At 69.6% G+C, this 14,438-nt stretch carries 13 protein-coding genes and 2 pseudogenes; 2 read left to right on the top strand and 13 right to left on the bottom strand.

The genetic code is table 11. From position 1 onward, the window contains the following. Position 1: 1 nt before the first annotated feature. The 4 genes from HC362_RS20890 to HC362_RS20875 all read right to left on the bottom strand — a co-directional run bounded on the left by HC362_RS20890 (position 2) and on the right by HC362_RS20875 (position 3,999). Complete coding sequence (locus HC362_RS20890) at positions 2–1,027, bottom strand: NADPH:quinone oxidoreductase family protein (protein WP_243085543.1); 1,026 nt, start codon at positions 1,025–1,027, stop codon at positions 2–4. Positions 1,028–1,073: 46 nt separating this feature from the next. Further along, positions 1,074–1,439, bottom strand: coding sequence for a MerR family transcriptional regulator (locus HC362_RS20885; protein ID WP_243085542.1), 366 nt, complete (start codon positions 1,437–1,439; stop codon positions 1,074–1,076). 104 nt (positions 1,440–1,543) lie between these two features. Continuing rightward, positions 1,544–2,407 (bottom strand): M55 family metallopeptidase, encoded by an 864-nt coding sequence (locus tag HC362_RS20880; protein ID WP_243085541.1) that lies wholly within the window; start codon positions 2,405–2,407, stop codon positions 1,544–1,546. Between the two features lie 77 nt (positions 2,408–2,484). Beyond that, a complete protein-coding gene (locus HC362_RS20875) occupies positions 2,485–3,999 on the bottom strand; it encodes an amino acid permease (protein ID WP_243088733.1) in 1,515 nt (504 codons plus the stop codon). Between the two features lie 463 nt (positions 4,000–4,462). Between HC362_RS20875 and HC362_RS20870 the strand changes: the two genes are divergently transcribed. Then, entirely contained in the window at positions 4,463–4,861 is a 399-nt protein-coding gene (locus HC362_RS20870; protein WP_243085540.1) for a DUF393 domain-containing protein, read from the top strand. Positions 4,862–4,903: 42 nt separating this feature from the next. On the opposite strand, the gene HC362_RS20865 is transcribed toward HC362_RS20870, so the two are convergent. From HC362_RS20865 to HC362_RS20845, 5 genes and pseudogenes are all read right to left on the bottom strand, one after another. Further along, positions 4,904–5,668, bottom strand: a complete 765-nt coding sequence (locus tag HC362_RS20865; protein WP_243085539.1) for a hypothetical protein — start codon at positions 5,666–5,668, stop codon at positions 4,904–4,906. Positions 5,669–5,943: 275 nt separating this feature from the next. Beyond that, positions 5,944–6,642, bottom strand: a complete 699-nt coding sequence (locus HC362_RS20860) for a hypothetical protein (protein ID WP_243085538.1) — start codon at positions 6,640–6,642, stop codon at positions 5,944–5,946. 252 nt (positions 6,643–6,894) lie between these two features. After that, the gene (locus tag HC362_RS20855) at positions 6,895–7,191 is read right to left on the bottom strand and encodes a DUF3039 domain-containing protein (protein WP_099881383.1); all 297 of its coding nucleotides are present in this window, start codon (positions 7,189–7,191) and stop codon (positions 6,895–6,897) included. Positions 7,192–7,319: 128 nt separating this feature from the next. Then, positions 7,320–7,616: pseudogene (locus tag HC362_RS20850) on the bottom strand (YqgE/AlgH family protein); the annotation flags it as partial. A gap of 558 nt (positions 7,617–8,174) precedes the next feature. Next, a pseudogene (locus tag HC362_RS20845) lies at positions 8,175–8,432 on the bottom strand (YqgE/AlgH family protein); the annotation flags it as partial. Positions 8,433–8,735: 303 nt separating this feature from the next. Here HC362_RS20845 and murA point away from each other — a divergent pair. Then, entirely contained in the window at positions 8,736–10,064 is a 1,329-nt protein-coding gene (gene murA / locus HC362_RS20840; RefSeq protein ID WP_209263587.1) for a UDP-N-acetylglucosamine 1-carboxyvinyltransferase, read from the top strand. A 111-nt stretch (positions 10,065–10,175) separates the two neighbouring features. On the opposite strand, the gene HC362_RS20835 is transcribed toward murA, so the two are convergent. From HC362_RS20835 to HC362_RS20820, 4 genes are read right to left on the bottom strand one after another with little or no spacing between them, the layout of a single operon-like run. Continuing rightward, entirely contained in the window at positions 10,176–11,309 is a 1,134-nt protein-coding gene (locus HC362_RS20835; RefSeq protein WP_347568459.1) for an ABC transporter ATP-binding protein, read from the bottom strand. Beyond that, on the bottom strand, positions 11,306–12,193 hold the full coding sequence (locus HC362_RS20830) for an ABC transporter permease subunit (RefSeq protein ID WP_243085537.1): 888 nt from the start codon (positions 12,191–12,193) through the stop codon (positions 11,306–11,308). Before HC362_RS20830 ends, HC362_RS20835 begins: the two co-directional genes overlap by 4 nt. Next, a complete protein-coding gene (locus HC362_RS20825) occupies positions 12,181–13,122 on the bottom strand; it encodes an ABC transporter permease subunit (RefSeq protein WP_243085536.1) in 942 nt (313 codons plus the stop codon). Before HC362_RS20825 ends, HC362_RS20830 begins: the two co-directional genes overlap by 13 nt. Beyond that, positions 13,122–14,237, bottom strand: a complete 1,116-nt coding sequence (locus tag HC362_RS20820; protein ID WP_243088731.1) for an extracellular solute-binding protein — start codon at positions 14,235–14,237, stop codon at positions 13,122–13,124. Before HC362_RS20820 ends, HC362_RS20825 begins: the two co-directional genes overlap by 1 nt. Positions 14,238–14,438 lie beyond the last annotated feature (201 nt).

The following is a 14,438-nucleotide window of genomic DNA, read 5'->3' as shown; positions in this document are numbered from 1 at the left end:
CCTAACGCCAAGGATCGAGGGCGAGCTTGCCGCGGGTCCGGCCCGCTTCGAGGTCCCGCAGCACCGTCGCCCCTTCAGCCAGCGGGAAGACCTGGGGGGTGCCCGGCGTGTACACGCCGTGGGCGATGAGGGCCTCGATCTCGGCGAGCAGCGACTGGTAGAGGGACGGCGATGCGACCGCGAGTGCACCGATGTGCAGGCCCTTGATCTGGACCTGATGGGTGAAGACCAGGTCGTGGGTGGTCAGGGTGGCGTCGCCGGAGGCGGCGCCGAACACGACGACGCGTCCGGTGAAGGGTTTGGTGACCGACAGGCTGGTCTTGAACGTGGCCTGTCCCACTGATTCCAGGACCAGATCGACCCCGCCGGTCAGGCGGGTGAGGCGGGTGATCTCCTCGACCAGATCGGGACGTCGGCTGTCCAGGACTTCGTCGGCGCCGAGCGCTTCGACGGTGTCGTGCTTCTCCGGTGAGGCCGTGGCGATCACGCGTGCGCCGTAGTGGCGGGCGAGGCGGACGGCGGCCTGGCCGACGCCTCCGGCCGCGGCATGGACGAGGACCACCTCATCCGTCTTGATCTCGCCCAGCGGCTTCAGTGCAGCCAAGGCGGTGGCCCAGTTCAGCACCAGGCCGAGGGCTTCGGCGTCGCTCCAGCCGGCCGGCACGGGAAGGACACCCGCGGCCGGCATCGTCATGTACTGCGCGAAGGCGCCCGGTCCCACTCCGACGACGTGCGTGCCCAGCTGCAGCGGACTGTCGACCTCCGGGCCGACACCGACGATCTCACCGGCGGCCTCGAAGCCCGCCACATAAGGTGCCTGCGGGCCTCCTCCGTATGTGCCATGGGTCTGCATGACGTCTGCGAAGTTGACCCCGGCGGCACCGACGCGGATCAGGTACTCGCCTGGCCCCGGGGCCGGGCGTCGGCGATCGCTCGTGAGGGTCAGATCCTTCGGTCCCCGGTGCGAGCGCTGGACCAGAGCTCGTATCGTCTGCTCAGCGGTGTGCTGCTGCTCGTTGATCTCCATGGCCCGAACGTAGGAGTCTGACACTTGCGTCAAGGTCAAGCCGCGGTCAGAGATCAGGACGACGGGCCTCTCGCAGGTAGGTGTCGAGTGCCGCCTGCTGATCGCTGAGAACCGCGATGCGAGCAGCGAGCCGATCGCGATAGCTCCGCACCTCGTGCAGGAACTCCGCGCACACCTCGTCGGTGCCGGCCTCGGATCCATCGGTGAGGCTGGGCAGGATTTCCCTGATCAACCGCACCGGCAGCCCGGACTCCAGCAGCGAGCGGATGACGAGCACCCGGTCGATGGTGGACTGGCAGTAGTCGCGGAATCCATTGCTGAAACGGCCAGGGACGATCAGCCCCTCGTCCTCGTAGTGCCGCAACGAGCGAGCGCTCACACCGCTGACTCGGGAAGCTTCGCCGATCTTCATACCTGCAGCCAACGTCCAGGAGCACCGCGATCTTCCAGCGCTCCGCTCTGCTGCGACGAGTTGAGAACCGGCTCAGGCGTCAACAACCCCCCGTCCTGCGACAACTAGCAGTAAGGGGCCTGGCCCGTCAGCGCATAGGCGACGTTCTGGAAGACACCGAAGAGGCGGAAGAGGGCCGGCAGGTCGCCGCTGACCCGTACCGAGCGGTCGTGCGCGGCGTCACCGGCTGAGGGGGTGACGCCCGGGATGCCCGCCAGCTGCTGGGCGACGGAGGCCGACTGCCAGCGCACCGTGAGGGTGTGCTCGGTGGTGTCGGGTGTGTGGGACGCCGGGCTGGTACGGGACGGAGCCTCGCGCACGCCCTCCCGTACGGCTTCCTCGATCGCGGCGCGCGCCTCGTCGGCGGGGCGGAGCCGGGCGGCGAAGCGGTCCCTGGCGTATTTGACGGGCGCTGTACGGACGTTGGCGTCCCACTCCGCCGCCTCCGCGCAGGCCACGTCGCAGCCGGACAGCGCGACGACGGGCACGCCGAGAGCGGTGGCCGTCGCGTACGCGAAGCCGATCTCGCCCATGGCACGGTCGTCGTCCAGCCACATGTCCTCGATCTCATGGCCCATAAAACTGTGGCTGAGCACACCGAGCGCACCGGCCCGCGCGTGGTGGCCCACGAACACGGCGGCGTCGAAGGAGCCGTCGAGGTCCTGCAGCATGCCCATCGGCTTGGGCTTCCCGCGCACCAGGGCCGCGGCCGGGTGCAGGTCTTCGACCAGCAGGTTCCGCATCGTGCTGTGTGTGTCGTTGACGACGACCTCACGCGCCCCGGCCGCCAGTGCCCCGCGCACCGCCGCGTTGACGTCCCCCGTCATCATCACGCGCCCGCGCTCGTAGTCGCGCCCGCCCATCTGCACGTCGTCGGCCCCCACCAGCCCGGTGACGCCCTCCATGTCGGCGCTGATGTACACCTTCATGCGCTGCCCGTCCCTCCGCCGCTCGCCCCGCTGCGCTTGGTCACGTCAGCGCCAAGTCTCACAGAGGTCCCGGGGGTTCACCTGGTTTCACCAGGTTCACCGGTTCCGCCGGTTCCGCCGGTTCCACCTGCTTCAGCGGTTTCACCGGGTCCGCCCCGCACCGGCGCGCGGCCGAGGCGCGAGTGCCGGATGCCGTAGCCGAAGTAGACGGCGAGGCCCGCGGCCATCCAGGCGGCGAAGCAGGCCCAGGTGACGGCCGGAAGGCTGACCATCATCCAGACGCAGAACCCGAAGCCGAGCAGCGGCGTGAGGGGGAAGAGCGCCACCCGGAAGGACCGATTCATGGTGGGCCGGGTCCGGCGCAGGATGATGACGGCGACGTTGACCAGGGCGAAGGCGAAGAGCGTGCCGATGCTGGTGGCGTTGGCGAGTTCACCGAGCGGAACGGTGGCGGCGAGGATGCCGCAGAAGGCGGAGACGAGCAGCGTGTTGGCGCGCGGCGTCCCGGTCCGCTCGTTCACCTTGGCGAACACCTTCGGTACGAGCCCGTCCCGGGACATGGCGAACAGGATGCGGGTCTGGCCGTAGAGGACGGCGAAGACGACGCTGGCGATGGCGACGACGGCTCCCGCGGCCAGTACGACGCTCCACAGGCCCATGCCGGTGACGTCCTTCATGATCCGGGCCAGCGCGGCGTCGGTGCCCTCGAAGTCCTGCCAGGGCATGGCGCCGACGGCGACGAGCGCGACCACGCAGTAGAGCACGGTGACGATCAGCAGCGACAGCATGATGGCCCGGGGCAGGTCCCGCTTCGGGTTCTTCGCCTCCTCGCCCGCGGTGGAGGCGGCGTCGAAGCCGATGTAGGAGAAGAAGAGGGTGGCGGCCGCGGCGCTGACGCCGGTGACGCCCAACGGGGCGAGCGGCGCGTAGTTGCCGGCCTTGATGCCGAAGAAGCCGATGCCGCAGAAGAGCAGCAGGGTCACGATCTTGATGACGACCATGGCGGTGTTGATCCGGGCGCTCTCCTTGGCGCCGCCCATCAGGAAGACCATCGCCAGCAGGATCACCGCGAGCGCGGGCAGATTGACGAAGCCGCCCTCGCCCAGCGGCGCCGAGACCGCTTCGGGGATGGTCACACCCAGGGTGCCGTGCAGGAGTTCGTCGAGGTACTCGCCCCAGCCGACGGCGACGGCCGCCACGGAGATGCCGTACTCCAGTACGAGACACCAGCCGCAGATCCAGGCGACGAGTTCGCCCATGGTCGCGTAGGCGTACGAGTACGAGGAACCGGAGACCGGGATGGAGCCGGCCAGCTCGGCATAGGACAGGGCGGAGAAGAGGGCGGTCAGACCGGCGAGAACGAAGGAGATCGAGACGGCGGGACCGGCGAGCGGGGTGGCTTCGCCGAGTACGACGAAGATCCCGGTACCCAGCGTGGCGCCGATGCTGATCATTGTCAGCTGCCACATGGACAGGGAGCGGCGCAGCGCGCCGCCCGCGCCCTGCCCGCCCTCGGCGACCAGCCGTTCGACGGGCTTGCGCCGCATCAGCCGGCTGCCGCCGCGCGCCGCCCCGGCGCCCGGGTGGCTCATGGCCGGGTCAGCGCCGGAGCTGTGGGGAGAACTCGGCGGGGAGGAGGGCTCGGCCGAGGGCGGCGCTGTGCTGTGTTCCGGCGGCATCTGCGGGGTCGGCGGCATGTCGGGCTCCTTGTCACGGCGGGTGGGCGGGGCCCAGGACGACGGCTCCCCGTCCGCGCGCATGACAAGAGACATGCCGCGTCGGCCCGTGCGGGGTGGACCCGTGCACCGGTGGGGGTTGCCGAGCTGGCGGTCACCGCCACTCCTGGCACGGGGCATGAGCCTACGAGTCCGCAGCTCACGACAGGAATGCATGCCTGTTGCGCATCACCGGAAGATCGTTGCGCACTTGGGCTCCCGAACGGGGAATCGTTGCGCGGCGTTGCTCGAGTGGCGCCCCGAGCAGATGGGAACCCGCGGTGACCTCTCGGCCGGCTGGGCCGACCACAACCACTGAACGGCATGGGACCCTTTCCCCATGCGGAATCAGTCCCTACCGGTCCTTCTCTACGACGGTGACTGCGGCTTCTGCACGTCGGCGGTCCGCTTCGCCGAACGGCGCGTACGGCCCCGATGCACGTACGAGCCCTGGCAGTTCGCCGACCCTGCCGAACTCGCCGCGCTCGGCGTCACGCGGGAGCGCGCCGAGCACGAGGTGCTGTGGGTGACGCCTGCCGGGGCGGTGTACGGCGGCGCGCAGGCCGTCGCCAAGGCGCTGCTCAGCGCGGGCGGCGGCGCCTGGCCGGTGGTGGGCGCCGTACTGACCCTGCCGCCCTTCCGCTGGGCCGCGCACGTGGGCTACCGCGTGATCGCCGCCAACCGCCACCGCCTCCCGGGCGGTACGGCGGCGTGCGCGGTCGCCCGGCCCGGTCGATGAGGCCGGACCCGGAGGCGGCCCCGCAACCCGGGCCGGGTCCGGCTAATTGACGGCCTGGATCTCCTGGACGGTGATGGTCTGCTCGCCGCCGAACTCACCGTTCGGCAACTCGTTGCCGCCGTCGCCCTCGCTGCTCTCCCACGAGGCCTTCCAGGTGAGGGTGGACCGCAGTGTGTAGGACCCCCCGCCCTGCGTCGCGCGCAGATACGTCACCCCGCACGGCGGGGCCTTCTTCCCGCTGCCCTTCTTGTACGGCGCACCGATGCTGCCGTCGTCCTTGACCCCGCACTCGCCGGAGGACGGGTGCAGCGCAGCGTTCTCCGTGCCAGGGCTCAGCCTGAGAGAGTCCGGCTCGACCGTCGTCCTGGCCCAGATCTCCTTCCCCCCGCCGAGGTCCACGGACGCCTTCACCGACAGCGGCTTGTACCGGCCCTTGTCCAACCACACCCAGGTCGGCAGATTCACCGTCTGCTTGCCGTCCGGATTCAGCTTCACCCGCGTCTCGGGCACGGTGATCTGCGCATACGCCAGCTTGGAGAGGATCTCCGGACTGATCGCGTTCTCCACATCCGGCTGCTCACCGTTCTTCACCCAGAACGGCAACCTCGTACACGACTCGCGCTTCGCCGCGTCCTTCTCGTTCGGATTCGGCACCGCAGCCCAGAACTTGCCCTCGCCCTGCTTGTCGAGGTTGTAGTTGTCGTACTCCCCCTCCGAGTACAGGTGCCGGATATCCCGGTCCGTCTCCTCCTTGAGATACCTGTTGTTGGGGTCACGCCCCGTCAAGGAATACGGCGACGCGTCCACCTTCTCCTTGAGCTCCTTCGGCGAATACGTCGGCGCATACCAACACGGAGGCGGCGCCCAATTCCCACTGGGCACCGCCAGATTCCCACCCCCGCCATCGTTCCCACCGGAACCATTGCCGGAGTAGTGGACGGTGCCCTTGGCTGCTGCGGACGCCTGCCGCTTGTTGATTTTCCCGATGGCGCCCGAAATCGTGCCGTCGTCGGCGTGCACTGCTAAGGCGCCTGCTGCCAGCTCAGCGAGGCATACCGCCGCGACGACTGCGGCTCTTCTTGTCAGTCTTTGCACTGCTTCACCGCCTTCTCCTCCGCCTCGAACGTGCGTGCCTTCCAGGGCTGCTGCGACTTCTCCGGTGCCTGCATCACCAAGGTCAGACGTAGATAGCTGGACGCGCTCTCCTTTGTGCGGAGCACCTTCCCTGTCTTGATCTTCTTGCTGAAGAACTTCGACTGATCCATGCAGAAGGAGACCTCGGCCAGCTTCTGCTCGGTCACATCGCCGACTTCCGACTTGTAGTAGCGCTCCTGGCCAGTGACCGTGTAGCCCTTGTCGACATCCATCTTGATCTTGGTCTGCGCGAACTCCTGAGCGGTCTGCAACGGCACCACATACTTCGCCAGCACCGGATCCTTCGGGTCCTGCTTGACCGTGCCGTGCATCAGCGCTCGCATATAGTCCGCGGCTCCATCCAGCGCTGCCGCCTTCTCGGGGTCCGACGGCTGGTCCCAGTCGAAGACGAGCTTCACGTCATCCGGCAGCTCGATGTCCGACGTGCGGAAGTCGGGCTCCTTCTTCTCGGAGCCCGACTCACTCTTCTCCGGGCCGGGCGACGACTTCTGGCCCGCATCGTCCGCGCCCTCGATCTTGTCGCCCTTCGAATCACCGTCGTCACCCCCACCGCACCCGGCGAGAAGCAGCGCAGCGGCCACCGCGGCGGCGGCCAACGAGACGGCGGGGCGGCGGGTGAGGTGCACGGCGAGCTCCCAGTAGCGTCAGGTGACTGTCGTGCACCTGACGGTAGCAGCGCGGCCAACACCCCATCGAGCAAGTTCAGTAGAGAAGGGAGGGGTGCGAGACGAGAGGGCAACACACACCACACCGCCGCCTCACCCGTACGGAGTACGGGTGAGGCGGCGGTGTGGTGACAGGCGCGGCGCGTGGTGCACGTCATACGTTCACGCGCCGGTCGCGCGTGCGCGGGGGCGCTGAGCTCGAACGCGTGGGGGCTACTTCTTGTCGCCGCCCTTGCCGTCCTTGCCGTTCTTGTCCCCGCCGGGACCCATCGTCTCGTAGATCTCCTTGCACATCGGGCAGACCGGGTACTTCTTCGGGTCGCGACCCGGGACCCAGACCTTCCCGCAGAGCGCGACGACGGGCGTGCCGTCCATCGCGCTCGCCATGATCTTGTCCTTCTGGACATAGTGGGCGAACCGCTCGTGATCGCCATCACCGTGCGACGTCTGCGGGGTCGGTTCGACGAGTGTGCCGGTGCCCGCCCCGCGCTCGGGCTCAAGAGTGCTCATGCAGTCCAAGGGTACTCATGCGACCGGAACACGTCAGGCATGGGCCGTGGCCCACGTCACCCGTCGGCGGCCCCGCGCGCAACCGTGTTCGAACCGGCCGGTGCCCCGCGGCGCGGGGCGCACGGCTCTCAGTTCAGCGAGGGGTCGTCCGGGTATGTCGCGACCAGCGCCAACTCGCTGCGCTGCCGACGCAGTACGGACCGCCACAGACGCTCCGGTGCCGGGGAGGAGACGTCGCCGGGCTCCGACTCGACGACGTACCACGCACCCTCCGACAGCTCCTTCTCCAGCTGCCCCGGACCCCAGCCCGAGTACCCGGCGAAGATCCGGAGCGAGCCCAGCTCGGCGGCGAGCAGTTCGGGCGGGGCCTCCAGGTCGACGAGGCCGATGGCCCCGTGCACCCGGCGCCAGCCCAGTGGGCCGTCCGTGTCGAGGACGGTGTCGGTTCCCAGGTCGGCGTCGGCCTCGGCACCGGTGGGGTCCGCGTCGCCGCCGTCGGCGGCCGCCTCGGCGTCACCGACGGCCGCACCCTCTCCCGGGCCGTCCTTCCGGCCCGCTGCGCTCCCGCGCTGGGCGGCGTCCGCCCCGGCCGGCTCCGCACCGCCCCGTTCCGGGGCCCCGGTCGTTCCGGTCGTCCCGGTCGTCCCGGCGGCGCCAGTGGTGCCATCGGCTCCAGCGGCGCCCGCAGCGCCAGCGGCGCCCGGCTCGGCGCCCGGAGTGCCGGCCCCGTCGTCACCGTCGTCGCCGCCCGCCCGGGCTTCCGATCGGGCGGTGCCCCGCGAAGCGTCCCCGGGGCCCTCACGCCCGGCGCGCTCCTCACCCCGCCCCGCCGACTCCGACGATTCCGTGGCGTCCGTCGGGCCCTCGGCCGGGATGGTTCTCTTCCGGCCGGACGCAGGCCCGGATGGTTGCCCGGGCGCTTGCCCGGACCCGCGGCCTGGGGTACGGCTCGTGTCACCGTCGGTGCGGTCACCTCTGCCGGAGGGCACCACGGCGACGCCCAGTGCGGCGTCCAGCGAGACGGGGCCACCCTGGAAGACGACGCCGGGCTCGCCGGTGAGCGCGGCCCACGGCTCCAGGATGTCGCTGACGTCCACCGGGGTGGGACGGTTGAGGACCACGCCCAGTGAGCCCTCCTCGTCATGGTCGAGGAGGAGCACCACAGCGCGGTCGAAGTTCGGATCGGCCAGCACCGGTGTGGCGACGAGCAGTCGTCCGGTGAGCGAGGACACCTCGGTCATACGCCAATGATCCCGCACCTGCGCCGTTTACGGGACCCAATGGCCGGATCGAGGGCACCGCTGACCGGTCGCGGGCCCCTGGTGCCCCATCGGCGGCCCATCGGCAACCCACCGGTGGCCCACTGCACGGCAACCAGGGCGAAACCGGCCCTTATCACCCCACGACAGGTGATACCCGTGTCACCCTCCGTGTTATTGCCGACCTGTGACAGTCACCGACCCCCCTCGGGCTTGGGTAGGCACCGGACGGGGCCATTACGCTTGCCTGTTGTCCCATCCCGTCTCGCGGAATCGCGGAGATCCATGACCGACAGCCCAGCCGACGTACTCCTCGTCCACGGTGGCGCCCCGCTCGAGGGCGAGATCCGTGTCCGGGGTGCGAAGAACCTCGTTCCCAAGGCCATGGTCGCCGCGCTGCTGGGCAGTGAACCGAGCCGGCTGCGCAACGTGCCGGACATCCGCGATGTCCGCGTCGTCCGCGGGCTGCTCCAACTGCACGGCGTCACGGTGCGTACCGGGGACGAGTCCGGCGAGCTGGTGCTCGATCCCTCCCATGTGGAGAGCGCCAACGTCGCGGACATCGACGCGCACGCGGGCTCCTCGCGTATCCCGATCCTGTTCTGCGGGCCGCTGCTGCACCGGCTCGGGCACGCCTTCATCCCGGGCCTGGGCGGCTGTGACATCGGCGGCCGTCCGGTGGACTTCCACTTCGACGTGCTGCGGAAGTTCGGTGCGACGATCGAGAAGCGTGCCGACGGGCAGTACCTGGAGGCCCCGCAGCGGCTGCGGGGCACCAAGATACGGCTGCCGTACCCGTCGGTCGGCTCGACGGAGCAGGTGCTGCTCACCGCCGTGCTGGCCGAGGGCGTGACCGAGCTGTCGAACGCCGCGGTCGAACCGGAGATCGAGGACCTGATCTGCGTCCTGCAGAAAATGGGCGCGATCATCTCGATGGACACGGACCGTACGATCCGCATCACCGGCGTCGACAAGCTGGGCGGCTACACCCACCGTGCGCTGCCCGACCGGCTGGAGGCCGCCTCCTGGGCGAGCGCGGCGCTGGCCACCGAGGGCAGCGTTTTCGTACGCGGCGCCGAGCAGAAGTCGATGATCGCGTTCCTGAACACCTTCCGGAAGGTGGGCGGCGCGTTCGAGATCGGTGACGAGGGCATCCGCTTCTGGCACCCGGGCGGCCCGCTGAACGCCATCGCGCTGGAGACGGACGTCCACCCCGGCTTCCAGACGGACTGGCAGCAGCCGCTGGTGGTGGCGCTGACGCAGGCGTCGGGGCTGTCGATCGTGCACGAGACGGTGTACGAGTCGCGCCTCGGTTTCACCTCGGCGCTCAACCAGATGGGTGCGCACATCCAGCTCTACCGCGAGTGCCTGGGCGGCATGCCGTGCCGCTTCGGCCAGCGCAACTTCCTGCACTCGGCGGTGGTTTCCGGGCCGACCAGGTTGCAGGGCAGCGACCTGGTCATTCCGGACCTGCGTGGGGGTTTCTCGTATCTGATCGCCGCGCTGGCCGCGCAGGGTACGTCCCGGGTGCACGGCATTGATCTGATCAACCGGGGCTATGAGAACTTCCAGCAGAAGCTGGTGGACCTGGGAGCGAAGGTGGACCGCCCGTAGGGCCGGAGAGGGGGTGCCCCTTGCTGCGCGTCGCGGGCTGCGCCTACGTCGTGGCTTGTCGCGCAGTTCCCCGCGCCCCTGACGGGGCGCCCCCACGCCGGGTGCGCGGAATCAGGCCTCCACCAGCACCGGCTGCTCCTGCGGGGTGAGTGTGCAACGTGCTCCCGGTGTCAGAGCCTCCGCCTCCCAACTCGGGAGGTCGACCTTGGCGTCGGCACCATCGTCGGTGCTCACCAGCAGGCGGGTGGTGCCACCGAGGAAGGTGGCGACCCGCACGGTTGCCCCCTCGCCCTCGCCGTCCGTCTCCGTACCGGCGCGCACCCTCAGCCCCTCCGGCCGCACCAGCACATCGACCTCGCGCCCCACACCAGGGCACTCCCCGTGCACCGGCACCCGCCGCCCCAGCACCTCCACGGTCCCGCCCTCACACACGACACCCGGCAGCCGGTTCATCGTGCCGACGAACTCCGCGACGAACGGCGTCGCGGGCCGCTCATAGAGCTCGTTCGGAGAGGCACACTGCTCCAGGCGGCCGTCCTTCATCACCGCGACGCGGTCGGCCATCGAGAGAGCCTCTTCCTGGTCGTGCGTGACGAAGACGGTGGTGATGCCCAGCTCAAGCTGGAGGCGGCGGATCTCCTCACGGAGCTGCAGCCGCACCTTCGCGTCGAGCGCTGACAGCGGCTCGTCCAGCAGCAGGATGCGGGGGCGGATGGCCAGCGCGCGGGCGAGCGCCACGCGCTGCTGCTGGCCGCCGGAGAGCTGGTGCGGGTAGTGCTTCTCGCGTCCGGGCAGCCCCACCAGCTCCAGCAGTTCGGTGGCGCGTGCCGCCCGTTCCGCCTTGGGCACCTTGCGCACGCGCAACCCGTAGGCGACGTTCTCGGCCGCCGTCATGGTGGGGAAGAGGCTGTAGGACTGGAAGACCATGCCGATGTCGCGCCGGTTGGCGGGTACGGCGGTCAGGTCCTCGCCGCCGATGAGGAGCTCTCCCGTATCGGCCGTCTCGAACCCGGCGATGATGCGCAGCGCCGTCGTCTTGCCGCAGCCGGACGGGCCGAGCAGAGCGACGAGTTCGCCGGGGGCGATGTCCAGGTCGAGTCCGTCGAGCGCGGTGGTGGCGCCGAAGGAGCGCCGCAGTCCGCGCAGTCGCAGCCCGACGCCGCCTTCCGCGCCGGGGCCTGCCGACGACGGTTTCACGGTTGTGGCTCCCGCCTGCTTCACGGTCGTAGCGGTGGTGGTGGTCATACGGTCGGCTTCCTCCTGTCGGCGCGGGCGCGCGTCCGCCCGCCGGCGAGGTTGGTGAGCAGGAGCAGCAGCCCCCAGGTGATGAGCAGGCTGAGCATGGCTGCGGCGACGGACAGTTGGGCCTCGTACTCGCCCACGTGCACCATCCACACGGAGAACGGTTCGAATCCGAGCACGTTCGCCACGGTGAACTCCCCCAGCACCATCGCCAGGCTCAGTACGGAGCCGCTGACGATGGCGGGCCGCAGATTGGGCACCACCACGCGGCACAGCGTGGCCCGCCGGGTGGCGCCGAGGCTGCGGGAGGCTTCCACCAGGGTCTTCAGGTCGACGGCGCGCAGTCCGCCGTCCAGCGAGCGGTAGAGGAACGGCAGCGACATGACGGTGTAGACGAGGACGAGCACGAGCGGGAAGCTCTTGTCGTGCAGCGCCTGGAAGGTGCCCCACAGCGGGGTGGTGCGCAGGTCGTCCTCCCAGGAGAGCACCGTGCTGACGCCCGCGACGAGGGCGATCGGCGGCACGATGAGCGGCACCATGCACAGCACTTCGACCACCCGGCGCAGCTTGGGCAGCCGCAGGGTGACCACGACCATGGTCGGCACCATCAGTGCCAGGCCGAGTGCGACGGTGGCCAGGCCGAGCCGTATGGACAGGCCGAGGCTGGTGGCCATGCCGTCGTCGCGCAGCCCCTTGGCGTAGGCGTCGAAGGTGAGGCCCTCGGCGGGGTCGTCGACGGTGAACCAGAGCGAGGCGGCGACGGGGACGAGGAAGTAGAGCGCGGCCAGCAGCAGCACGAGGATGCTGCCGTACGGCCGCTTGCGCGCGTTACGCGAACCAGCGGTGCGCGGAACAGCGGTACGCGAAACAGCGGTCAGCCCAGCCATCGGTTGCTCCGTCGTTGCAGCGGGATCTGTACGGCCATCACGAGCAGCGCGATCACCACCATGTTGAGGCTCATGGCCAGGGCCAGGTTCTCCTGGCCGACCAGGACGTTGCCGGACAGCGCGTTGGCGATCTGGATGGTGATCAGCGGCACCGAGCTGCCGGTCATCACGGCGGCGGTGGCGTGCGAGGCGAAGGCGGTGCCGAACATCAGCACCGCGCCGCCCAGCAGCGAGGGCATCAGCACGGGCAGCCCCACATGGCGCCAGAACTGCGCCTTGGTCGCACCGCAGGAGGCTGCGGCCTCCCGCCACTGTGCCCGGACGCCGTCCAGCGCGGGCAGGATGGTGACGACCATCAGCGGCACCATGAAGTAGAGGTAGGCCAGCACCAGTCCGGTGAAGGTGTAGAGGCTGAAGCCGGTGCTCTTGAGGTGCAGCAGCCGCGTCACCGTTCCGGTGGTGCCGAGGGTGGCGATGAAGGCGAAGGCGAGCGGCGCGCCGCTGAAGTTGGCGAAGACGCCGGAAGCCGAGACGACGGCCTTGCGGAGCGCGCCGCTCCGCGCCCCCAGCAGCGCCTGCGCGATGACGGTGCCCAGGACGGTGGCCAGTACGGCGCTGAGCAGCGAGAGTTTCACGCTGCCCGCCAGTCCTGTGGCGTAGGCGCCGGTGAGCGAGTGCCGCACGTTGTCGAGGCTGTGGTGGCTCGCGCCGGTCGCCGGGTCGATGACGGTGAACGCGTTGTAGGCCAGGGTGCAGGCGGGCAGGCCGAAGCAGACGGCCATGAAGGCGAAGAACGGTACGACGGCGGGCCAGTGCCGGCGCGCCGCGCCGCGGCCCGCGCGGCGCCGGGTCACGGGCGGCGCGGGCTGCGGCTGTTCTTCCGTTGCGGTGGCGCCGTCCCACCCCGGCGCTTGGGACGTCACGGCCATCAGCTGACCGCCGCGCCCCAGCCCTCGCTGATGACCTTCTGTGCCTTGGCCTCCTGCGCCGGGGTGGGGAACTTCGGGGTGCCGTCGACCTCGGGGAGCTTGGCCGCCGCCTTCTTGTCGGCGGTGCCGTCCTTGGTCATCTTCTCCAGCAGTGCGGGGCGCGAGTAGCCCTTGAGCCAGATGTTCTGGCCTTCGGGGCTGTAGAGGAACTCCAGCCACAGCCGGGCCGCGGCCGGGTGGGGGGCGTACTTGTTGACGCCCTGGTTGTAGTACTGCGAGTACTGGCCGTCCTCGGGCACGGTGACCTTCCAGTCGACGCCCTTGGACTTCAGTTCCTCGCCGTAGCCGAGGTTGAGGTAGTCCCAGTCGATCGAGATGGGCGTCTCGCCCTTCTGGATGGTGGCCTTGGTTGACTCGACGGGCACGTAGTTGCCGGCCTTCTTCAGCTTCTTGAAGAAGTCGAGGCCCGGCTTGACGTCGTCGAAGCCGCCGCCGTTGGCGAGCGAGGCGGCGATGACGGAGGAGAAGGCCGAGGAGGACTCGGTCGGGTTGCCGTTGAGGGCGACCTTGTTCTTGTACTGCGGCTTCAGCAGGTCCTTGAAGGTCTTGGGGCACACCTTGACGGCCTTGGCGTCGCAGCCGATGGAGATGTAGCCGCCGTAGTTGTTCATGAAGGAGCCGTCGGGCTGCTTCTGCGTCTCGGGGATCGCGTCCCAGCCCTTGACCTTGTACGGCGCGAGCAGCTTCTTGGCCTTGGCCTGCTGCATGAACGCGGTGCCCAGGTCGAGGGCGTCGACGGCGCGGTCCTGGCCCTTGCGCTTGGCGGCGGCGTTCAGCGCGCCCTGGCTGCTGCCGCCGGGGTCCTCGTTATGGACCTCGATGCCGTACTTCTTCTCGAAGGTTTTGATCATCTGGCCGTAGTTGGCCCAGGTCGGCGCGAGGGCGTAGACGTTGAGCTCGCCCTCCTTCTTCGCCGCCGCCACCAGCTTGTCCATACCGCCGAGATCCGCGGCCGAGCGGGCCTTGCCGGCCTTGCTGTCGGAGCCCTGTGCCGGTGCGGAACCGCAGCCGGTGGCCACGGCGGAGAGGGTGACGGCCGCTGCTGCCGCGGCCAGCAGGCGGCTCCGGTGACTCCGGCGGCTCCTACGGCTGTGATGGTCTGCCTTCACGTGTCTACTCCTGGGGTTCGCGCCCGTCACCTGTATGGACAAGCTCGATTCATTGAGCCAGGGCAAGCTAACAGCACCCAGCCTGTGCCGCAAAGCCGGGAGCCCGCTCAAATGCCCAGCTCAAAGCGTTATTTGCGAACAGGTTTA

Origin of the sequence: Streptomyces sp. 891-h (assembly GCF_022760275.1) — a bacterium.
Classification (GTDB): domain Bacteria; phylum Actinomycetota; class Actinomycetes; order Streptomycetales; family Streptomycetaceae; genus Streptomyces; species Streptomyces spirodelae.
This window is presented reverse-complemented; position numbering and strand designations above follow the sequence as displayed.

Bases quoted from the DNA above. Each gene is read 5' to 3' on its own strand.
- murA (WP_209263587.1), top strand. From the start codon at position 8,736: ATGACCGACAGCCCAGCCGACGTACTCCTCGTCCACGGTGGCGCCCCG.
- HC362_RS20890 (WP_243085543.1), bottom strand. From the start codon at position 1,027: ATGGAGATCAACGAGCAGCAGCACACCGCTGAGCAGACGATACGAGCT.
- HC362_RS20870 (WP_243085540.1), top strand. From the start codon at position 4,463: ATGCGGAATCAGTCCCTACCGGTCCTTCTCTACGACGGTGACTGCGGC.
- HC362_RS20830 (WP_243085537.1), bottom strand. From the start codon at position 12,193: ATGGCTGGGCTGACCGCTGTTTCGCGTACCGCTGTTCCGCGCACCGCT.
- HC362_RS20855 (WP_099881383.1), bottom strand. From the start codon at position 7,191: ATGAGCACTCTTGAGCCCGAGCGCGGGGCGGGCACCGGCACACTCGTC.
- HC362_RS20885 (WP_243085542.1), bottom strand. From the start codon at position 1,439: ATGAAGATCGGCGAAGCTTCCCGAGTCAGCGGTGTGAGCGCTCGCTCG.
- HC362_RS20875 (WP_243088733.1), bottom strand. From the start codon at position 3,999: ATGAGCCACCCGGGCGCCGGGGCGGCGCGCGGCGGCAGCCGGCTGATG.
- HC362_RS20880 (WP_243085541.1), bottom strand. From the start codon at position 2,407: ATGAAGGTGTACATCAGCGCCGACATGGAGGGCGTCACCGGGCTGGTG.
- HC362_RS20835 (WP_347568459.1), bottom strand. From the start codon at position 11,309: ATGACCACCACCACCGCTACGACCGTGAAGCAGGCGGGAGCCACAACC.
- HC362_RS20825 (WP_243085536.1), bottom strand. From the start codon at position 13,122: ATGGCCGTGACGTCCCAAGCGCCGGGGTGGGACGGCGCCACCGCAACG.